The organism is Pseudoalteromonas sp. C2R02, from assembly GCF_018860845.1.
Lineage (GTDB): Bacteria > Pseudomonadota > Gammaproteobacteria > Enterobacterales > Alteromonadaceae > Pseudoalteromonas.
In genome coordinates this window covers 110,409-132,139 of sequence record NZ_JAHKQC010000028.1, presented here as the reverse complement: position 1 = coordinate 132,139, position 21,731 = coordinate 110,409, and the positions used below count along the sequence as shown (strand labels likewise).

Annotated in this window: 21 protein-coding genes; 8 read left to right on the top strand and 13 right to left on the bottom strand. The window is 34.8% G+C overall.

The features are described from left to right. Nucleotides 1-255 precede the first annotated feature (255 nt). Nucleotides 256-2,157 carry a methyl-accepting chemotaxis protein gene (locus KO527_RS10690; protein ID WP_216040298.1) on the bottom strand — a complete coding sequence of 634 codons (1,902 nt, stop codon included), beginning with the start codon at nucleotides 2,155-2,157 and terminating at the stop codon, nucleotides 256-258. Between the two features lie 618 nt (nucleotides 2,158-2,775). Between KO527_RS10690 and KO527_RS10685 the strand changes: the two genes are divergently transcribed. The 5 genes from KO527_RS10685 to KO527_RS10665 all read left to right on the top strand — a co-directional run bounded on the left by KO527_RS10685 (nucleotide 2,776) and on the right by KO527_RS10665 (nucleotide 4,862). Continuing rightward, nucleotides 2,776-3,435: a Bax inhibitor-1/YccA family protein gene (locus KO527_RS10685; RefSeq protein ID WP_216040297.1), complete on the top strand. Its 660-nt coding sequence runs from the start codon at nucleotides 2,776-2,778 to the stop codon at nucleotides 3,433-3,435. Nucleotides 3,436-3,523: 88 nt separating this feature from the next. After that, nucleotides 3,524-3,880: a sulfurtransferase complex subunit TusD gene (tusD, locus tag KO527_RS10680; protein WP_216040296.1), complete on the top strand. Its 357-nt coding sequence runs from the start codon at nucleotides 3,524-3,526 to the stop codon at nucleotides 3,878-3,880. Nucleotides 3,881-3,890: 10 nt separating this feature from the next. Next, a complete protein-coding gene (gene tusC / locus KO527_RS10675) occupies nucleotides 3,891-4,247 on the top strand; it encodes a sulfurtransferase complex subunit TusC (RefSeq protein ID WP_216040295.1) in 357 nt (118 codons plus the stop codon). After that, nucleotides 4,247-4,531 (top strand): sulfurtransferase complex subunit TusB, encoded by a 285-nt coding sequence (gene tusB / locus KO527_RS10670; RefSeq protein WP_216040294.1) that lies wholly within the window; start codon nucleotides 4,247-4,249, stop codon nucleotides 4,529-4,531. Before tusC ends, tusB begins: the two co-directional genes overlap by 1 nt. A gap of 1 nt (nucleotide 4,532) precedes the next feature. After that, a complete protein-coding gene (locus KO527_RS10665; RefSeq protein ID WP_216040293.1) occupies nucleotides 4,533-4,862 on the top strand; it encodes a TusE/DsrC/DsvC family sulfur relay protein in 330 nt (109 codons plus the stop codon). A gap of 95 nt (nucleotides 4,863-4,957) precedes the next feature. Here the strand turns inward: KO527_RS10665 and KO527_RS10660 are convergent, their stop codons facing one another. The 7 genes from KO527_RS10660 to lrp form a co-directional block, all read right to left on the bottom strand. Further along, the gene (locus KO527_RS10660; RefSeq protein ID WP_216040292.1) at nucleotides 4,958-5,113 is read right to left on the bottom strand and encodes a hypothetical protein; all 156 of its coding nucleotides are present in this window, start codon (nucleotides 5,111-5,113) and stop codon (nucleotides 4,958-4,960) included. Nucleotides 5,114-5,693: 580 nt separating this feature from the next. Continuing rightward, complete coding sequence (gene serS / locus KO527_RS10655) at nucleotides 5,694-6,986, bottom strand: serine--tRNA ligase (RefSeq protein ID WP_216040291.1); 1,293 nt, start codon at nucleotides 6,984-6,986, stop codon at nucleotides 5,694-5,696. Between the two features lie 33 nt (nucleotides 6,987-7,019). Continuing rightward, complete coding sequence (gene crcB, locus KO527_RS10650; protein WP_216040290.1) at nucleotides 7,020-7,412, bottom strand: fluoride efflux transporter CrcB; 393 nt, start codon at nucleotides 7,410-7,412, stop codon at nucleotides 7,020-7,022. 5 nt (nucleotides 7,413-7,417) lie between these two features. Beyond that, entirely contained in the window at nucleotides 7,418-8,755 is a 1,338-nt protein-coding gene (locus KO527_RS10645) for a replication-associated recombination protein A (RefSeq protein ID WP_216040289.1), read from the bottom strand. Nucleotides 8,756-8,761: 6 nt separating this feature from the next. Continuing rightward, a complete protein-coding gene (gene lolA, locus KO527_RS10640; protein WP_216040288.1) occupies nucleotides 8,762-9,370 on the bottom strand; it encodes an outer membrane lipoprotein chaperone LolA in 609 nt (202 codons plus the stop codon). Nucleotides 9,371-9,615: 245 nt separating this feature from the next. Continuing rightward, nucleotides 9,616-12,315, bottom strand: coding sequence for a DNA translocase FtsK (locus KO527_RS10635; RefSeq protein ID WP_216040287.1), 2,700 nt, complete (start codon nucleotides 12,313-12,315; stop codon nucleotides 9,616-9,618). Between the two features lie 54 nt (nucleotides 12,316-12,369). Then, nucleotides 12,370-12,861 carry a leucine-responsive transcriptional regulator Lrp gene (lrp, locus tag KO527_RS10630; RefSeq protein ID WP_216040286.1) on the bottom strand — a complete coding sequence of 164 codons (492 nt, stop codon included), beginning with the start codon at nucleotides 12,859-12,861 and terminating at the stop codon, nucleotides 12,370-12,372. 127 nt (nucleotides 12,862-12,988) lie between these two features. Here lrp and ald point away from each other — a divergent pair, with 127 nt between their 5' ends. Beyond that, nucleotides 12,989-14,107, top strand: a complete 1,119-nt coding sequence (gene ald, locus KO527_RS10625; protein WP_216040285.1) for an alanine dehydrogenase — start codon at nucleotides 12,989-12,991, stop codon at nucleotides 14,105-14,107. 192 nt (nucleotides 14,108-14,299) lie between these two features. Here ald and pssA read toward each other — a convergent pair whose 3' ends face one another. From pssA to KO527_RS10610, 3 genes are all read right to left on the bottom strand, one after another. Beyond that, nucleotides 14,300-15,631: a CDP-diacylglycerol--serine O-phosphatidyltransferase gene (gene pssA, locus KO527_RS10620; protein WP_216040284.1), complete on the bottom strand. Its 1,332-nt coding sequence runs from the start codon at nucleotides 15,629-15,631 to the stop codon at nucleotides 14,300-14,302. A gap of 490 nt (nucleotides 15,632-16,121) precedes the next feature. After that, nucleotides 16,122-16,709 carry a YceI family protein gene (locus KO527_RS10615; RefSeq protein WP_216040283.1) on the bottom strand — a complete coding sequence of 196 codons (588 nt, stop codon included), beginning with the start codon at nucleotides 16,707-16,709 and terminating at the stop codon, nucleotides 16,122-16,124. Between the two features lie 38 nt (nucleotides 16,710-16,747). Continuing rightward, nucleotides 16,748-17,308 carry a cytochrome b gene (locus KO527_RS10610; protein ID WP_216040282.1) on the bottom strand — a complete coding sequence of 187 codons (561 nt, stop codon included), beginning with the start codon at nucleotides 17,306-17,308 and terminating at the stop codon, nucleotides 16,748-16,750. Nucleotides 17,309-17,416: 108 nt separating this feature from the next. Between KO527_RS10610 and KO527_RS10605 the strand changes: the two genes are divergently transcribed. Continuing rightward, on the top strand, nucleotides 17,417-18,295 hold the full coding sequence (locus tag KO527_RS10605; protein WP_216040281.1) for a LysR family transcriptional regulator: 879 nt from the start codon (nucleotides 17,417-17,419) through the stop codon (nucleotides 18,293-18,295). Between the two features lie 265 nt (nucleotides 18,296-18,560). Here the strand turns inward: KO527_RS10605 and KO527_RS10600 are convergent, their stop codons facing one another. After that, nucleotides 18,561-19,181, bottom strand: coding sequence for an isochorismatase family protein (locus KO527_RS10600; protein ID WP_252733622.1), 621 nt, complete (start codon nucleotides 19,179-19,181; stop codon nucleotides 18,561-18,563). A 32-nt stretch (nucleotides 19,182-19,213) separates the two neighbouring features. Then, nucleotides 19,214-19,891 (bottom strand): pirin family protein, encoded by a 678-nt coding sequence (locus KO527_RS10595; protein WP_216040280.1) that lies wholly within the window; start codon nucleotides 19,889-19,891, stop codon nucleotides 19,214-19,216. 110 nt (nucleotides 19,892-20,001) lie between these two features. On the opposite strand from KO527_RS10595, the gene KO527_RS10590 reads away from it, so the two are divergent. Then, a complete protein-coding gene (locus KO527_RS10590) occupies nucleotides 20,002-20,886 on the top strand; it encodes a LysR family transcriptional regulator (protein ID WP_216040279.1) in 885 nt (294 codons plus the stop codon). Nucleotides 20,887-21,731 lie beyond the last annotated feature (845 nt).

Sequence of the window (21,731 nt, the reverse complement as noted above, 5' to 3'; positions counted from 1 at the left end):
CACTCTGCCATCTCTCCGCAGCGGCGCGAATATTATTAAACTAATGGGTGTTTGTGAAGTCTTTTTTTTACTTTTTTGTTTAAGTGCCTAAAAAACAGTTAATTCGTTTAAATATCTATCGTTTGTGATGTTTTTTCATTCGATTAAATAATCTAGGTTTTATGCTGTTCGCTTAAGAAGTATTTAATAAAATAATTAACATTTACAAATAAAAAAGCCGACTTATTAAAGTCGGCTCTAAAAGTTTCTTTTTCATTAAACTTTAAATTTACTTATAATGGCAGTCAATCGGTGGTTTATATCATCAATGCTATTAATTTCTTCTACCGCTTGTTTACCATTTGAATCTAATTTTCCAACTATTGAGTTAATGGCAACCATGTTTTTACTCACTTCATGTGTTACATTGCTTTGCTCTTCAGCTGCGGCTGCGACTTGTGTACTCAAATCATTAATTTCAGAAACAATACCTGTCATAGTATCTAAACTCTCTGACACTTCACCTGCACCTGTTGCAGCTTGTTGGCAGCGACCTTTAGTTATACTCATCGAATCAACTACTGTTTGATTACCTTTTAATAAACTTGCAAGTGCACTTTCAATTTCATCTGTACTTGATTTTGTCCGACTTGCCAGACTTCTAACTTCATCTGCTACAACAGCAAAGCCTCGGCCTTGTTCTCCAGCTCTAGCAGCTTCAATTGCTGCATTTAGGGCTAATAAATTAGTTTGATCTGCAATCCCACCAATGACACTTAATATTGAATTAATACCGTCGGTTTCTTTGCTCATCTCGCTCACACTTTGCACTGAATTTTCAACGTCAGAGACTAATTCTGATATAGTGCCCTGCGCCTGAATTGCAGTACCTTTTGAGTCTCGCCCTGCATTGTTAGCGCTATCGGTAAGCTGCGCGGCATTAGCAATGTCTTGTGCCATTGATTCAGCTGTTGCATTCATTTCTTCTATTGCTGTTACAACCTGCTCGGTTTCTTGCACATGGCCATCAAGAATTATTGTATTAGCTTCAGATTGCTCTTTTAATTTATAAACATTACCGTTTAACGCTTCAGTTTCTCGTTTAATTTCTAATATCATTGTTTGTAAACTGGCTATAAATTGATTTACACCTTCGGAAATTTCGCCTAAATCATCATTTGTTTCTATTTTAAGCCTTTGTGTTAAATCACCATTCCCTTGCGAAAGTGCCATTATTGTTTCTTTTAACACTAATATTGGACGATAAAGTATTTGTAATAAAATAAAAACAAAGCCAACGCTAATAAGTGTAGCAACAAGCGTACTAATAAATGCGCTTGTTTTAGCTTTTGTAAGACTGGCATAGGCTACTTCTGTATCTAGGCTTAAGGTGTAATACCAATTTTTATCTGCTATTTTTACTCTATGTGAAAATAATAATTTTTCTACGCCATCTACTTGATATGTTTGTATACTATTATTTTTGGTGACTGCATTTAACACAGCGCCTTTAAACCAATGATAGTCAGATGCTAATTTCTTTGTTTCAACATTTTCACTTGTTGAAGCCAGAACGGTTGTATCATGATTTAAAATCAATGCGACAGCACCTGGGATTTGAGATGACTCACTTACGAGCTCATTCAAAAAATCCAATTTCATATCAACAGTAATGATACCGTTTTTAATACTATGAACGATACTGATCCAATAATCGATTGAATCAAAGTATGGCTCAGTTACTGCAGCACCGGAGCTATTGCGTGCTAATTTATAATATGACTCCTCACGTACATCTCCTGCAAATATATGATTAGGCCATACCTCACTACTTTGATTCCAATAACCTACACCACTTTCAAACCCAATTGCAGAACTGTTCAAATTCATTGCAAAAGCAATTGTATTTGTCAGTTTAATAAAATCTTCAGTTGTGCCTATTTCTCGTTGGTCATTATATAAAGACGCGATCCTAGATAAGCCAAGTGCCTTTTCATTTAATTGTTTTTCTATAATTTTTGCTTGTTGTTGAACAAATTCAGTATTTTCTCTGATGACAAGAGCTGTTAATGCTTCCTCTTCTTTAACATATGAAAAGTAGCTCGTTAAAGATACCGACATTCCGACCAAAATAGCGATCGAAATAAGTAATAGTTTTTTAAATCCAAACTGCATCATAAGTAAAAATACCCTTTCATTGTAGCTAGCTAAGCCATTCGTTTACGAGTTTAAATAAGTGATAAGGTTTCAGAGTACGTTTTATCTAAATATATGTATGATATTAGAGGTTCATCAGACAGTTATCTATATTAAGGAATGTAAAATGAAACAGATATGTATTTTGTACGATTTCAATGTAAGTACATTGTATGCTGATATTTTAATTCTTAAGTATTTTAGTTCTTTATTCTCTTTAATGATATATAAATCTAATTCTGAAATTAAATTATTTATATCAACCAATTAAGTAATATAGAAATTATATCTAAACAATGCGTTTATAGTTTAAAAACAAGTCCAATATTACTTTCATGTATTGCAAACATACCATTTCATAATTACATATAATTTAGGCAAAATATATTGAAACTGGGTTATTAAACCTAAAAAATAAATTTGTTATTTAACTGTAAAAACACACCTTTATTAATTAAACTTTTCATAAACTTAAGTTAAATTTACATTCTTTATCGTTAAAAGTTATTAGAAGACTGAACGAAAGCTTTAAAATCGTATCTAACCTGTTATTATCTATATTAATATAATTTAATTTTTAGTTATTTTGGGGAAGTCCTTATGAATCAATCATATACTAATAGCGCTCCAGCAAGCAGCGTATTAGAAACAAACAAAGTATTGAGAAATACTTACATGCTACTAGGCATGACATTATTAGCAAGTGCTGTAACAGCAGGCATTTCTATGGCTTTAGCATTTCCACGTATTATGGGATTAGTTTTCACTTTAATTTCATTTGGCTTAATTTTTGTTGTAAACAAAAAAGCTGACTCTTCATCTGGTATCTTTTGGATATTCGCTTTTACTGGTTGTATGGGTTTAGGCTTAGGTCCTATGCTTAATCATTATGCTGGTATGCCGGGCGGCCCTATGCTTATTATGCAAGCACTAGGTTCTACTGCACTCGTATTCTTTGGTTTATCCGCTTATGCACTTACAACTAAAAAAGACTTCTCGTTTATGGGTGGTTTTTTAACAGTTGGCTTATTAGTGGTAATCGTTGCGAGTATCGTAAATATCTTTATCGGTAGCTCAATAACATTTATGGTTATTAACGCTGCTGTAGTATTGATTATGTCTGGTTTTATCTTGTTTGATACTAGCCGTATCATCAACGGTGGCGAAACTAACTATATACGTGCAACAGTAGGTTTATACTTAAACATTTATAACTTATTCACGTCTATTTTAGCTTTATTAGGCATGTCAGACGATTAATAACATGCTTTAAGTGAGTTATTTCACGTATAATAAAAGCCTCGCAAATTAGCGGGGCTTTTTTATAACTAAAATTCATGAGGATAATGTGGCTAATTTTGTTTTATCTTTACATGCATCACCTAGTGACAGCGATGCGTGTTTGTCTTTATTAAACTTTGCTAAAGCAGCACTCAGTGCTGGGCATGCCATAGATGCAATTTTTTTATATCAAGAAGCGATTTGGCATGCAAGCGAGCATTTTGTAATTGCAAAAGATGAAGTCCAACTCAATGAACAATGGCAATCCTTTGTAGATGATGCAAAAACACCTTTATTATTGTGTATTACAGCAGCAGAAAAGCGTGGTTTAGATGTTAAAAATACAGGCCCATTTACCGTTGCTGGCTTAGCTGAGTTTGCTATGTCGGTGGCAAAAGCTGATAAGTGGATCCAGTTTAAATAAGGTAATGGATATGAAAAATATTTTAGTGATACAAACCTCTAGTCCATTTGACGGGGTTAAATGTAGAGAAGCACTCGATACTGCACTTATTTTTGCTGCTATTGATCAAAATGTCAGTATTTTATTTAAAGATGATGCCGTATTTTGCCTACATGAAAATCAAAACCCTGCTTTAGTAAATTTAAAAGATTACTTTAAAACGTTAAAAATGCTTGAGCTATACGACGTTGAAAACATATATGCTTGTAAGAAATCCCTTGAATTAAGAGGTATTGATATAAATAGCCTACATTTATCGTGTGAACTTTTAGATAATAACCAAATAAAAACTATTTTAAATGCTAACGATCATTTGGTGACAATGTAATGACTGATTTAACACATACGAATGCAACTTTACATATTTTATCTAAGCCTGTTACACAAACCCAATTCCAAGAGTTACTAGATTTAAAGAATGACACAGACTGCGTCCTGTTCACCCGTGATGCTTGTTATTCATTATTAGCACCATATATAGATTTAAATACAGTTATAGCACTGCAAGCTGATTGTGAAGCGCGAGGTATAAGTAATAAATCGATAAGCGTCATAGGTTATGAGAAATGGGTAGAATTAACCCTAGAATATAAGAATACATTAAGTTGGTAATATGATTGAATTTAATCAAAAAGAAATTGAAACAGACAAACAAGGTTATTTACTTAACCCAAGTGATTGGAGTAAAGAGCTAGCCCTAGTAATTGCTCAAGAAGAAAATATTGAATTAAGTGAATCACATTGGGAAGTTGTGCATTTTGTACGTGATTTTTACGAAGAGTTTAATACTAGTCCAGCGATTAGAATGCTAGTTAAGGCGATGGCTAAAAAGTTAGGTGAAGACAAGGGCAACAGCATTTATCTTTATACATTATTTCCTAAAGGTCCTGCTAAGCAAGCAACTAAAATTGCGGGTTTGCCAAAACCAGCTAGGTGTATTTAATATTTATAGCCTTAAATAAAATGTTTCCGGTAACTTTAACCGATAAATCGGAAATATTTTATTGTAAAAGTTTCTTATCCAATTATATGTTTATTTTAACTCTGCTGAACCTGATGAGTATTACTATATACGGTTGTAAACGCCTCAAAACCAACATAAGCCGCTACTAATAATAATGACACAATTAATAATCTATAAAACCAGCGTAAAGCAAGGTTAGTTGCATTAATCCTTGTTTTTTTCTCAGTCATTGTTTATTCCTATTTATAATTTCAACTATTTTAGATCTAAGACACTTTGACGCTTCCTATGTCCTAAGTGTCAATACTGCGCGGACCCCCCGGCTACAATGTTTATAAATTACCTTTGTAGACCGGAGTTCAGTCCCGTATTTTCCCAAAACCTAAATGCTATTTTAGACTGCCTACACATAAGTTCATTGACGCACAGGTTACGGTGTTAACACCGCAAGGGTACACCCTCGCCTACAATGTATCTAAAGCTCTCTTGGCTACAGTGTGTATACTGCGCGGATAAATTCCCGCCTACAGCTATCTCTAGCTATGAAGTTAAACACCGGCTTCTATATTAACACCGCAAGGGTAAACCCTCGCCTACAAAAATGGCTTAAGATATACACCTACATAGCACCAACATTAATCAATTAATAGAACTTATTTCTAGGTGATATATGAATTATAGGGGCATTTTTTATAAATGGATTTTGTAATCGACAAAGTAACAAAATTAAGCGATACATTTATATTTTGGGCACAAAAAAAGGCCTAAGTGGCCTTTTTATAATCAGGTGATAGTCCTAAATAAGTTTGACTATTTACCTAATACTTCAATACCTGCCATGTATGGCTTAAGTACTTCTGGTACTACAACTGAACCATCTGCTTGTTGGTAGTTTTCAAGCACTGCAACAAGTGTACGCCCTACCGCTAAACCAGAACCATTTAATGTATGTAATAATTCTGGCTTTTTGCTGCCTTTACGTTTAAAACGCGCTTGCATACGACGTGCTTGGAAATCATTCATTGTTGAACAAGATGAGATCTCACGATATGTATCTTGTGCTGGTAACCATACTTCTAAGTCGTATGTTTTGCTTGAACCGAAACCCATATCGCCAGTACATAAAATTACTTTACGGTAAGGTAATTCTAATGCTTGTAAGATTTGCTCTGCGTGACCGGTTAACTCTTCTAATGCTTCAATTGAATCTTCAGGCTTAACAAGCTGTACTAATTCTACTTTATCAAATTGATGCTGACGAATAAGGCCACGTGTATCACGACCATAACTACCTGCTTCACTTCTAAAACACGGTGTATGCGCAGTTAATTTAACAGGTAGCTCTGCTTCTTCAAAAATCTCGTCACGTGCAAGATTTGTAAGAGGCACTTCAGCAGTAGGGATTAAGCTAAATGTATTTTGATCATCTTCCAATGCTTCAGTATGGAATAAATCAGCAGCAAATTTAGGTAATTGTCCTGTGCCGTATAAACTGTCTCTGTTTACTAAATAAGGCACATACATTTCTGTATAACCATTTTTTAGTGTATGTGTATCTAACATAAACTGCGCTAGTGCACGGTGTAATCGCGCCATTTGACCACGCATAACAGTGAAACGTGCACCACTTAATTTAACGCCAGCTTCGAAGTCTAAGCCTTTATCTAGACCTTCACCCAAATCAACATGATCTTTTACTTCAAAGTCATATGCTTTTGGCTCGCCCCATTTTAAGATTTCAACATTTTCGTCTTCATCTTTACCTTGAGGTACTGACTCATCATGTAAGTTAGGTAACGTTAGTGCGATATCTTTTAACTTAGCTAGAACTTCATCTTGCTCAGCTTTTACTGCATCAAGTTCTGCACCTAATTGACCAACTGACTCAAGTAATGGCTGAATGTCTTCGCCACGTGCTTTGGCTTGGCCAATAGACTTGGAACGAGTATTACGCTCACTTTGTAATTCTTGGGTTTTTACTTGTAGTGCTTTACGGCTTTCTTCTAAAGCATTAATTGTATCAACATCAAGCGTAAAACCCCTTTGTGCTAAACGCTCTGCTGTTTCGTTTATGTCCTGACGTAAATATTTTGAATCTAACATATTCTTCTTTTAACCTTTTGGGCACTACAAGTGCTATTTTTGTACAAACTGTATTACTAATTGCATCCCTAACCAAGTAACAAAGATACAACAGACTAAATTTAATGTGATATTTAACGCTACCTTTAGCCAATCTCCTTGCTGTATAAGCAATAAGGTATCTAACGAAAAGGTAGAGAAAGTTGTAAGCGCACCTAAAAAGCCAATTCCAAGAATGGTTTTAGCTGGGCTGCCAACTAAGAATTCTTTTTCTAATAGGGCAAATAAAATACCCATTAATAACGAACCCAGAATATTAACCGCCAAAGTGCCAAAAGGGAATCCCCTACCCAGTAGTTTTACCATGGTTTCGCTAATAAAAAACCTTAAGCAAGCACCACTGGCCCCGCCTAAGGCTACAAAAAGGTATAATTTGAATGAACTCATACTATTTATTCATATCTTTTAAGTGTGCTTTGTTGATCTAACGCTGTTAAATAATCCAGTTTTTCTTTTATTTTCTTCTCTAATCCACGATCTACTGGGTGGTAATATTGCGTATCTTTTAATGCTTCTGGAAAATAATTTTCTCCTGCTGCAAAAGCGCCCGCCTCATCATGTGCATATCGGTATTCGCTGCCATAACCTAAATCTTTCATTAAATCAGTCGGAGCATTTCTTAAATGCTCTGGCACTGGAAAGCTAGGTAATTCACTCGCTTGCTGCTTCGCTTGATTAAAGGCCATATATACAGCATTGCTTTTTGCAGCACTGGCTAAATATAAGGTGGCTTGGGCAATGGCACGTTCGCCTTCACCAGGCCCGACTCTTTGATATATATCCCATGCATTTAATGCGACTTGCATTGCACGAGGATCAGCATTGCCTATGTCTTCTGTTGCAATTGCAAGTAAACGTCGCGCAACATAAAGTGCATCTCCGCCGCCTGCTAATATTCTACAATACCAATAAAGTGCAGCATCAGGTGCTGAACCACGCACTGATTTATGAAACGCAGAGATTAAATCGTAGTATTCATCTCCGCCATTATCATATTTTGCAATATGACTAGGTAATATTTGCTCTAAGACTGATTTATCGATTAACGATACATCCCCTTTTTCAATCGCTAAATCGGCTGCTTGCTCTAACAAATTTAAGAGTTTTCGAGCATCGCCATCGGCCGCTAAACATAATGCTTTTTTAGCGTTATCCGGAATATCAAACGCTTGCTTACCTAAGCCTTTATCACTTGAAAGGGCTTGCGCTAATACGTCGGTTAAATCTGTCTCAGTTAAAGATTTAAGCACGTATACTCGCGCACGAGATAGTATTGCGTTATTAAGTGCAAACGAGGGATTTTCTGTGGTTGCACCAACAAATATAAATGTGCCATCTTCTATATGCGGTAAAAAAGCATCTTGCTGAGATTTATTAAATCTGTGTACTTCATCAACAAATAATAATGTGCGTTGACCGTTAGACGCTAAATGACTTTTAGCATCTTGTACTGATTGTCTTATTTCTTTAACACCCGCAGATACTGCTGATATGCGAATTAAATTAGCATTCGCATGATGTGCTATGATTTCTGCTAACGTTGTTTTACCAACGCCCGGCGGACCCCATAAAATTAAAGAGTGGCATCGCCCTTCTATTATTGCGCGATAAAGTGGTTTATCAGGTGCTAATAAATGACCTTGTCCGAAATAATCATCTAAGGTCTCAGGGCGCATTCTTGCAGCGAGAGGTCGCACATCTGGTGCAAAATCGAAATTAAAATTTGACACTTATATTTAGTTACCCGTTTGGTCGTCTACTTCAACGCCAGCAGGGATATCAAATTTGAATATCTCTGCTTTAAGTTCTGGATTTACTGTTGCATTGCTAAAATTAAAGTAAGATGTTTGCCCTGAAATATCTTTTATCTCTAGTCCTTTTAGGCCTTTAGTTTTATCTTCAAAACGAATTACAAGAGCACTTACTTGTGCGTTTTCTAAAGACTTAGGAGTTACTGTATAAGCACCTTTATTCATTTTAACTGTGTATTTCTGCCAAAGGTTTTCATCATTGCTTGTCAGCAATATAAAAGGCGTGCTTTGAATTAATTTTTCTGACTTAAATATAGAAACCTGCTCAGCAAAACTATCAAAATAATAGGTTTTATCTCCATCCGAGATTAATAGTGTATCTTCTTGCTGCCAACTGATTTTGTTTGGTTGCTGCAAAGCAATTTCACCTTGGCCAGATTGCAATACATCACCTTGATCGTCTTTTACAACTTGCTCAAATTTTGCTGTGAAGCTATTTAATAGATTTAACTGACTACGTAATTGTTCTAAATCACCAGCTAATGTTGAAAAGCTCATAGTGAACATTAAACTTAAAATGCTTTTTTTTATCATTCTTTTAATACCTAAATTCTTTTATTTATCTTGTTATAACGAAACAAAACTGAACCTGAGTTTAACAAACAGATCAATTTAAATAAATTGACCTGTCTAAGTGCTGTATTAAGTGCGTCATCTATAAATGTTTTATCAAAGTTCTATCTTTTTATGCATTTATAGATTACCGATAAAAACAATTCGGGAATGACGATATAAAATGCACAAATTAATCTTAATAACCTAAGGTGTTAGCATATAAATTAATTGGCATTGGCGTTAGGTACTAATAACTCGCGCGCACCATTATGACCAGGGGCACTAACAATACCTGATGCTTCCATTTGCTCAACTAAACGTGCAGCTCTGTTATAACCAACTCTGAGTTTACGTTGTACGCTTGATATTGATACTCTCCCCCCTTCTATCACAAAGCTCACTGCTTCATCATATAATGGGTCTTGCTCAGTATCTTCGCCTTCAGGCGCTTCACCAGGTAATAATATATCTTCTGTCGCATCACCATTTAATATTTCATCAATATAATTTGGTTTACCGCGTTTTTTCCAATCATCAACGACAGCATGTACTTCATGATCGTCAATGAATGCGCCATGAACACGTACTGGTACACTTGTGCCAGGTGGTAGGTATAACATATCACCCATACCGAGTAAGTTTTCAGCACCTTGTTGATCTAATATGGTGCGTGAATCTATTTTTGATGATACTTGGAAAGCCATTCGTGTTGGGATGTTCGCTTTAATTAAACCTGTAATGACATCAACTGAAGGTCTTTGTGTTGCTAATACTAAATGAATACCCGCTGCACGTGCTTTTTGTGCGATACGTGCAATTAGCTCTTCAACTTTTTTACCTACTATCATCATCATGTCTGCGAATTCATCTATCACAACCACGATATTTGGTAATTTATCTAAGTCTTCAGGCTCATTAGCCATGCCATCAGTATCTTTAAATAAAGGATCCTTTATCGGCATTCCTAACTCTTTTGCCGCTAGTACTTTTTGGTTATAACCATTTAGGTTACGTACACCCAGAGCCGACATTAATTTATAACGACGTTCCATTTCACCCACACACCAACGCAATGCGTTTGATGCTTCTTTCATATCGGTGACTACTTCACATAATAAATGTGGAATGCCTTCGTAAACAGAAAGTTCAAGCATTTTTGGATCTATCATGATTAAGCGCACATCATCAGGACCTGATTTATACAGTAAACTGATGATCATTACATTCACACCAACAGACTTACCAGAACCTGTCGTACCTGCCACTAATAAATGCGGCATTTTACCAAGATCAACCACAACTGGTTGCCCTGCAATATCTTTACCTAACACCATAGCTAATGGAGATGCACTTTGTCTGAATTTTTCTGCATCAATTACTTCAGATAAACGTACTATTTCACGGTGTTTATTTGGTAATTCTAAACCAATATAAGTTTTGCCCGGTATAACCTCTACAACACGCACACTCACTGCTGATAAAGCACGGGCTAAATCTTTTGCCAAACCTGTTATTTTAGCGACTTTGATACCTGGCGCTAAATCCAGTTCAAAACGCGTTACTACAGGACCTGGATACACACCTACAACTGTAGCTTGTATGCCAAAATCTAATAGTTTTACTTCTACTAAACGAGATACCGCTTCAAGTTCGTCTTTAGAAATTGGATTCTTTTGTTTATCTGGGCGATCCAATAAATCTAAAGTCGGTAATGGTGGCATATTGGCGCTATTTGTTTTTTCAGCCAACAGCTCTTCAAATTTATCTTTTGCTGTTTGTGGTTGCAAATGCATAGGTATAACTGGCTTAGCCACTTCTTTAGGTACCAAAGGTGCACTAATTTCACTTTCTAGCGGTTCGCTTATGTCTTGTGTTTGCGAATAAGCATTTTGATCTAAAGAGTTTAAAGCACTGGCAGTATCAATTGGCTCATCTTCAATGGCACTAAAGCTCATATCTTGATCTAAAATACTGTTAATATCATCAAATTCTGAGCCTACAGGTGCAAAGTTCTCTTCAATATGATGGTCTAATACAGGCTCGTTAATTGGTTCAAAATCATTATCAGTATTATGTGTCGGCTCTGTAGATTCTATTTCTATATTAAATTCTGTTTCGTCTATTTGAGCATGTTCTATTTGAGGAGACTCAGTTTCAGCAAATTTAGCCTCAGACACTTTTGATTCAGCCCCTGATGGTTCTGCCAATAAGGGATCATTTAACAATTCATCTGGCTCAATTTGAACTGCAGTGCTTTTAGTCATATTAAGTGCTGATTTTGCTTGTCGACTATCAAACCACTTTTGTGGCAACTGATGTAAATATGTACCTAATTTAACGGCGTATTCACCTAACACATCAACAAATTGAACCCAAGAAACGCCAGTTAATAAAGTAAGACCTGCAAAAAAGAAACATAATAAAAAAATTGATGTACCAGTGAAATTAAATGCTGGCATCATGGCATTTGCAATGACATCCCCTACTAATCCACCAGATAAAAAATGCGCCCCACCAGATGAGGAATAAATCCCATCAGATGAAGAATAAAATAAATTGTCAAAATTAATACTACTAATTGCAGCTGCTGTCGTAATGAATAAAACTAAACCCACTACACGCAAACCTAGTGTAAAATAGTCAAGCTGAAGTACTTTGTGCGGTTTCTTAAATAAAATATAACCAAAAGCTTGTATTGCAATGGGTATTAGAAAAGCAAGCCAACCGAACCAAGATAACAAAATGTCAGCTACCCATGCACCAGTCGAGCCTGTTATATTTTTAACTCGGGAAAATTCTCCTGTTTGTGACCAAGAGGGATCTGCAGGGTGAAAACTAACCAAAGCACATAAAATGAAAATAGCAGAAAAGGTACTAATTATTAGACCGGTTTCAAGTAAGCGTTGCACACCATTTAGGCGCATATTAATAAATCCTTTGCTTATTATTATATAAATATTTTTTCATGTTGAACTTTATCAGGAATTTACTTTTAGTGGTAACATTTCATCACTTTTGACCTCTTCCATAACAACATATGTACGACTTTCACTCACTGAAGGTAATCTAAGTAGTACATCGCCAAGCACTAATCTATATGCGGACATATCTGCAACACGTGTTTTAAGTAAAAAATCGAAATTACCTGATACTAAATGGCATTCTAATATTTCATCATGGAGCTTTACAGCTTGGCTAAAGTCTTCAAATACATCTGGAGAAGTTTTGGTTAAGGTAATTTCAACATAAACTAATAAAGCAGCTCCCACTTTAGCAGGATCAATCACCGCTCTATAACCCATTATAAAACCATCCCTTTCAAGTTTTTTTACTCTTTCAAGACAAGGCGTGGCACTTAAACCGATTCTTCGAGCTAATTCTACATTAGAAAGTCGACCATCTTTTTGTAATTCGACTAATATTTTATGATCAATTCGATCTAATGTGTAAAGCGTCTTACTAGAAACCATATAAATCACTACCAATTAAAATAATTTAGTTTAATAAACTAAATTATACACAAACAACAGTGAGTAAAACTATATATTTATGCATACAATAGAATAAAACATAACCTCGTTCAAAAAGGCAATTATTATGATTATCGGTGTTCCTAAAGAAATTAAAAACCATGAGTATCGTGTAGGTATGGTACCAGGTAGTGTTCGTGAACTTATTAACCACGGCCACCAAGTATTTGTAGAAACTAATGCAGGTATGGGCATCGGTTTTACTGATGCAGATTATGTAACTGCAGGTGCAGAGATTTTAAATACTGCTGCTGACGTTTTTGCACAAGCTGATATGATCGTTAAAGTAAAAGAGCCACAAGCTGTTGAACGTGCAATGTTACGTGAAGATCAAATTTTATTCACTTACCTTCACTTAGCACCTGATCTGCCACAAACTGAAGACCTAGTTAAAAGTAAAGCAATTTGTATTGCATACGAAACTGTTATTGACGGCCGTGGTGGTTTACCACTTCTTGCGCCTATGTCTGAAGTTGCTGGTCGTATGTCTATCCAAGCAGGCGCACAAGCACTTGAGAAATCAAATGCAGGTCGTGGCATGTTATTAGGTGGCGTACCAGGTGTTGAACCTGCTAAAGTTGTTGTTATTGGTGGTGGTATGGTTGGTAACAACGCTGCACAAATGGCAATTGGTATGGGTGCTGAAGTTGTAATTTTAGACCGTAACATTGACGTACTTCGTCGTTTAGACGCTCAGTTTGGTAATAAAGTTAAAGCTATTTACTCAACTGCTGATGCGTTAGAAAAGCATGTTTTGGAAGCTGATTTAGTGATAGGTGGTGTATTAATTCCAGGCGCAGCAGCGCCTAAATTAGTAACTGCAGATCACATTAAACGTATGAAGCCTGGTTCTGCAATTGTTGATGTTGCAATTGACCAAGGTGGTTGTATTGAAACTTCTAAAGCAACAACTCACGCTGAGCCAACGTACATTGTTGATGACGTTGTACATTATTGTGTTGCTAACATGCCAGGTGCTGTGCCACTTACTTCTACATTTGCACTTAACAATGCAACATTGCCTTATATCATTAATCTTGCAAACAAAGGTTATAAGCAAGCATTATTAGATGATGCTAACTTCCTTGAAGGCTTAAATGTTTATAAAGGAAAAGTAACTTATAAAGAAGTTGCTGAAGGTTTCAACATGGAATATGTTGCACCAGTAGATGCTTTAAACGCATAGTTTATCGCAAAAATAAAAAAAGCAGCTAATTAGCTGCTTTTTTTATGCTTATATTTAGACCATTTAGATTGTTCATATATTTATTGGAATTCGTATTATTACTTATCCTTTTTATTCATAATAATAATCATCGCTAGAAACATGCCTAGTATAATAGCAGCCTCAAAATATGCCATGACCTAAATAAACTTATTAAATAAAGCGTTTAAGAATGACATCACCTTTCACTCTTTTAATCTTACCTAATATTTTTTGTACAGGCGCAGGATAATCAGGCATAGTTTCAAGTTCATCAAAATTCATAATTTGAGTACAGTGCTTTAAAACTTGTGCTTTTTCATCTTCGATTCTTTGCTTTAATGTTTTATTAGGATCATCTAACAAAATGCCATTTTCAATATCTAAACTCCACGCTCTTGGGTTTAAATTATGGCCTGATAATAAATGACGCTTTCCATCTGAACATACACCTTTCAAATGAAATGAGTTATCGTTATCTTTCCAAAGGTAAACTTTAAGTAGACCTTGCTCTAGATACTTATTTTGACTTTTAAGAAATTTTTGTAAAATCGTTTCATAAAGGTAAGGCAAACCACCGATTGTATTAAACGGTTTTTCTGGAGAAATATAAAAATCATTAGCAGTTTTATCGCCAACAACGATTGTTACCTTTTTACCATGTTTTAATAATTTTCTTAAGGAGCGCATTAAAGGTGCTGGAAAATTAAAATATGGCGTATATAGCACTAACTCTTCTTTAGTTTGATCAAATAAGTTTTTAATTAATTTATTAAGATCATTGCCTCTGCGACCAAAACCTAAAAACATTCTCGCATTAAGTGAGTTTTTATTAATACCACTTGGCTCTTTGTATTTAGTTTTCTTCAAAGTTCGCATTAACTGCTTATGCGCTAATTTAATTTCATTGTAATCTGCAATAGGTCTGCTATCAATTCGAGGTGTCGCATCAGAAACAAGCATAATTTCATTCATAAATGATTCAATACTGTCACAAATACCCTTTTGATTTAAAACAAAATAGCGGTCGAGTCTATATCGGTCGTGCTGCTGAAGATAAACATCATTAATGCTTGCGCCTGTATAAAGCAAAATATCATCAAACACTAAACCTTTTAGATGCAAAACACCAAAGATCTCTCTTGCCTTAATTGGCACGCCATATACTTTTACATTTGAATTGTATTTTTCATTATATTCGCAATAAAGTTTTGCATTGCCTTCACTTTTACTTTCGCCAATGCGTCCACGACGGGCTCTATGATAATCAACCAAAACAGTTACTTTAAGGTTTGGCTTATTTAAAGAAGCTTGGTGTAGTGCGGATAAAATCTCGCGTCCAGCGTCATCATCTTCAAGGTAAAGTGCTGTAATTATTATTCTGTGTTCTGCTTTTGTGATCTGCTCTAAAACTTGAGTCTTATAATCTGCTGCATTAGATAATATGTTTACCGCATTATCTTTAAGTCCAAAAGCAGCTGTATTTTTCCAAAAATCCGTACGCACTAACTGTACCCTTTTATCAGGATTAATATATTTATCCTTAGAACATATCAAAAAATAACACTAAGGTCATGGATTTAAGTCAAACTATCATGACAAATGCGCGATTTTAACGCTGTTTGTGCATTATACATGCAATACTGACCAATAATGTATATAAGACTTTTTGCTAAAATTGAACAAAAAAAGGCTTTCTATTTTAAAGAAAGCCTTTTTAAGATTTGATGTAATGATATACCCAAGCCACTTCAAGATACTGGATTCAGTTGGAGTTAGAAATGCTTTAGGCAAGATGATGAATGTAATTACTCTATTTCAAATTCATCTAACGTCGCTAAAACGATTCTAAACCAACTCTGCGGAGACTACTGAGCCAATCATGCTAGTTGTTTCACCTTCTTTTAAGGGAGCAACCAATAATACACCGATGCGCCTAGGGCATGAATTGCTCTGCAGTCCTGAAACACGCATATTAAATTGGTTTGGTTATAAGCTAAAGTCTCACACCTTCAATATGTAGCGCCATTTCTACATGTGTAGATGCCGGACCTAAATTATAGTTAATACCGTAATCAGTTAATTTTAAACTGGTATTACCCGAAAATCCCACACGATAGCCACCCCATGGATCTTGTCCTTCTCCAATTTTGCTGATCGGGAATGAAATTGTTTTGGTAACACCCTTTAAAGTTAAGTCTCCTGTGACTATCGCATTTGTTTCATCAGAAAATTTAATCTCTTTACTTTTAAAGTTTGCTTTAGGAAACTTATCAACATTTAAAAAATCATTGCCCTTTAAGTGTTTATCACGCTCTGCATGGTTTGAATCTAAACTTTTTGTATCTATTTTGATATTTATTTTTGCTTGATTTGGTTTTTTTGAATCATAAGTAAAATTTCCATCAAAAGTATTAAATTCACCCAGTAACCAACTATAACCTAAATGTTTTATTTTAAATTGTACAAAGGCATGTGCGCCCTCTACATCAACTTTATATTCTGCTGCCTGTATCGGTAATACTGATGAAGCTAAAGCAATGCTTGATGCTAATATTAACTTTGAAATCATATTGTTTTTCATTTCTTGACCTTAATTATTCTTTCTATATTGATAATTTATTAACGACTTACTGCCGATACTTTTAACATACGCTTTAAAGTATCGTTTTTGTTTATAAGGTGATGTTTAACTGCTGCTAATCCATGAGCCGAAGCTAGCAAAAATAAACTCCAAGCTAAAATATTGTGTATATTTCCAGCAATATCTTCTTGATTTTGCATAGCGATTGAAGATGCAGGAATAGAAACCAAACCAAATACACTGATATCTCTGCCATCAGCTGTTGATATCAAATAACCACTGAGCATTAAAGCTGTCATTAATATGTACAAAGCGATATGTGCAAAATGTGCTGCTTTAACCTCTAACTTACTGGCATTATTCACTGCTGATTTAGGTTTAATATTAAATACAGTCCAACATACTCGTGCTAATAACAGCGCCACCAGCATCATGCCGATACTTTTATGCAAATCTAATGAACCTTTGTACCAAGCATCGTAATAGCTTAATTCAACCATATATAATCCAAGGCCAAATAATCCAAAGATGATTAATGCCATTAACCAATGCATTATGATTGAAATATAGCCATAAGCTGTTTCTGTATTCTTTAACATTTTCTATTCCTCATTTCGTTAAAAAGAATATTAGATTAATTCCACCTGTTAAAAAATATCAATAAATGCGAAACTATTGTGCAAATATGCACAACTAGAGAGTTAATAATGAAAGGAATATCTTGGGATGACTATAGAGTTGCTTATCAAGTTGCTTTAGATGGCAGTTTAAACCAGGCGGGTAAAACATTAGAAATTAACCATGCGACTGTTTTAAGGCATGTGAATAGGCTAGAGGAAGCCTTAGAAGTTAAGTTATTTATTAGACACCAAAGGGGTTATCAGCTGACTGATGCAGGCAGTGTTTTAATGGATGAACTACCTGATCTAATCGCGCATTTTGCAAGATTAGAAAATAAACTTCATAACGTTGAAGGTCAGATATCTGGTGAGCTTAGGATCACAAGTTTAAGTTCATTCTCTTCTCAGTTAACGCCTGCCTTAAAAACATTTAGAGATAAATATCCTGGGATCAGAATAAAGCTACTCTCTACTGATGATATTGTGCCTTTGGAATCTGGCGCGGCGCATATCTCATTACGAGCAGGACCAAAACCAAACGGACCAGATTTAATCGTTAAAAATTTAACAAAATTAGCAACGCAATATTATGTAGCGCAATCTTATATAGATAGATTTGGCATGCCACAATCATCGAATGAATTAAATGATCATTATTGGGTGCTACCTACATCAGATAAATATAGGATCCCTTTTATTCGTCATATTGTAGATAAAATTAATAAAGATAAAATCATCTTTCAAAGCTCACATTTTCCTGATGTTAACCAAGCAGTAATTGAAGGTATGGGAATTGGTCCTGTTAGTGTATTTCAAGCGAGTCAGATTAAAAACTTAGTAAAAGTACCAATAGACTTGCCCCAATCTCAAGAAGCTATGTGGTTTGTTTATCACAAAGATTTAAAGCACAGTGCTCGTGTTCAATGCTTTTATGAATGTTTAAGTGAACATTTATCTGATTTATAGTTTAACTTTTGATATTAAATTTATTATTTTAATCACCAGGGGGATCAAGATATAAGTTAATAGCGGCACTATAATAGAGACTGAGATCACTGTGACATGTAAATGTTCGCTCGTTAAATTGTAACTAACAAATGGCGGTATGAAATACACCAATGGTAATAATATAATAAATGTGATCATTGCCATGATATGTTTGTTTACCGGTTTCATATTAAACTCCAGCTTAAAAGGTGTAAATACACACTGTAAATACACCAAAATCTATTTACTTCGAAAAATGACTATTCATTACGTAACCATATGGTGCTGTATGATTTGTCAAAACCTGCCCTAATACTTCGCCATGTGGACTGCGCCAATCATTCATTATCTCTGCTAATACAGAAGCCCATGTTGTCAATTTAACGCCAGCTTGCGTTAACCTATGAATTGTGACCTCTTGCACTGTTTTATTCCATGTCCCAGAGGCATCAATTACCGCATATACATCATAACCTTCAGCAACAGCAGATAAAGCGGGAAACAATAGACAAACATCTGTCACGATACCTGCCATGATAATTTTTTTACGTCCTGTTGATTTAATTGCATCAGTAAAAGCATTGCTATCCCATGCATTTATTTGTCCTTCACGCTCTATTACATGGCTTTGTAAAATATCAACTATTTCAGGCATAACTGGACCGTTTGGTCCTTGCGGCAAACTCGCTGTGATCACGCTTGGCATACCAACTTCCTTAACGGTATTACATAAACCAAGAATATTGTTTTTTAAAACGGTTGGATATTCATCACCTACACATGACATAAGTCCTGTTTGATGATCTATCATCGCAAGTACTGCGTTGTCGGGTGTTAAAAATTCTGAGTGTTTATTTATAGTCATGATTTATCTCTTTTTTGTATCATTAAATGCTTTTATTTTAAGTAAATAAATATAATTTGAGATTGCTCTAAGGCTTCAAATAGAATTGGCTCATTACTTTTAACTAGTGTTCTGGCATAGATTTTTTTGCCATTAATAATTCCTGAACCTTTACTGATAAAAGCCATTACTGGGCCTGACTTTAATGTCGATTGACCTTCTTTAAGCTGACCTACATCAATTGCTGTTTTGCTATAAAAAGTATCGCTCTGGTTTTTATCGCCGCCATAAATATGCATAACTTTGCCATCAGCTGGCTGATATGTTTTATAACCTGCAGGCTCTCCTAATTCATCAGGCATGACCCAAAGTTGGATCATATGATTCGGTTGTGAATTTGGGTTTATTTCGTTATGTTTAAAGCCTTGCGCTCCGGCTCTTTGAACTTGCACACTACCAGCAACTAACCCTTTACCGTGCTCTAAAGAACCAGCATGACTAACTTCTCCTTCAACCATCACAGAAATAACATCAACTTCTTTGTGTCCATGCATGCCTGTTTCACCTTTTGGTAAAAAGTTTGCATCAGCTAAATAAACAAAATTACCTATGCCATCAAACACATGTTTATTTTTTTGGTTTTTAAATACACGTCTATCAGTTACAAATTGACGTTCAATTAATCCTGCGAAACCACCTTGTGGTAATTCATCAAAAGTTAAAATATCCATCGCTTTCTCCTAATATTTAATCTGCTTTAACTTGATATGAATATTAATTGAGTTATAAAATGAGATAAACATGTGAAATCACAACTCAATGTTCTATTTAAGGTGACAATATGCATAATTTAAACGATATGATGGTATTTTTAGCTGTAGTAGAGCATCAAAGCTTTACCCTTGCTGCTGATGCTATTTCACTGCCTAAATCGAATATAAGTAGAAAAGTGTCTAGATTAGAGGTTGCACTTGGAGTTCGTCTATTAGAGCGTTCAACACGGTCATTACATTTAACTGAAATAGGTAAAACCTATTATGAACATTGTGTTCGCATTAATGAAGAAATATCCAATTCTCAAAAATGTATTGAAACCATGAGTTCAGTGCCTAGAGGAGTAATAAAAGTCTGCACATCTGTCACTATAGGGCAAAGCTTAATAGCCCCACTACTGATGAAATTTAATGAAGTTTATCCCGATATCCAAGTTGAATTGCAACTCACAAATAGACGCGTTGACATCATTGAAGAAGGTTTTGATTTAGTGCTTAGGGTTGGAGAATCACCAGATTCATCTTTGATTTCAAAAAAACTGATGAGTACATGCTTAAAGTTATACGCCAGTCCAGAATATATTCACAACACAAGTAAAAACCAAACAATTGAAATTTCAAATCTTGAACTGCACAATTGCTTATTTATGAATGCAACTAACCACTCAAACCAATGGGTTTTAAATAAACAAAACGAAACACAAACAGTCAAGTTACAACCGAGTTTTGTATGTGATGATTTTAACGTTATTTATCAAATGACATTAAACGGTGCTGGTATTTCTCTTTTACCTGAGTATTTGTGTACAGATGCAATATCACATAATAAATTACAACAAGTACTTAGCTCATGGCAAAGTACTGACATTTCTTTGTATGCTATTTATGCCAGTAGAAAAGGCGTTACTCCTAAAATACGCGCCATGATCGATTTTTTAGAAAATAAACTTTAAATTAAACTATACTTTTTAGGTCATTATATCATTTGTGTTAGTTAACAGGTCACACATTGAGAATTGGTTTTATCATAAAAAAGTTACCTGTTGATTTAACTTTTCTTAAATTCAGTTTGCATTAAGTTACTGATGATTATACTGATCAGCATAAAATATCTTTTTAGTCATATGGTAAATACATGGTATATTTTTTTATTTGGTTAGTATTAGTGATCATTATTTGTGCTTTTGTAAAAGGAGCCAAATCTGAAAAAGATTAAAGTTATAATAAACTTTACTTCCTATCTCCTATTTCCTATTTCCTATTTCCTATTTCCTATTTCCTATTTCCTATTTCCTATTTCCTATCAGTTAAAACCTAAACAAATAATTCATTCCATTATTTATTATCTACTCAACAAATTAGAGTCATTATGACATGATAGTGTCTTTTTATTGCTTGTGCTTACCGAAGTCTAAATGACTCCATCATTCCATTAAAAACCATAAACCATTGTATTATAATGAATATAAATACTGGCACTGCTATTGCTATATAGAAGTTATATATAAATAAAAATAAGTAGTGATTATGTACTCTCAATTTTTCATCAATAATTGTTATAAGTTTGATCAATCACAGATTAATTTTCAAAAATGCATCATTGGCGGAAACTGGTTAATGCTTGTCTCTCTCACTATTACCCTACTTTGTCTAACAATGACCTTTGGTTTTGATCATTTATTTAATATGTATTTGCAGATCGCAGGTCACATTTTAACAATTGTATTTGCTGGAATTTTCAAGCTTGGTTACGTAATTCGTTGCGTTGGTGTACACGGCTTAGGTTATAAGGTTTTTT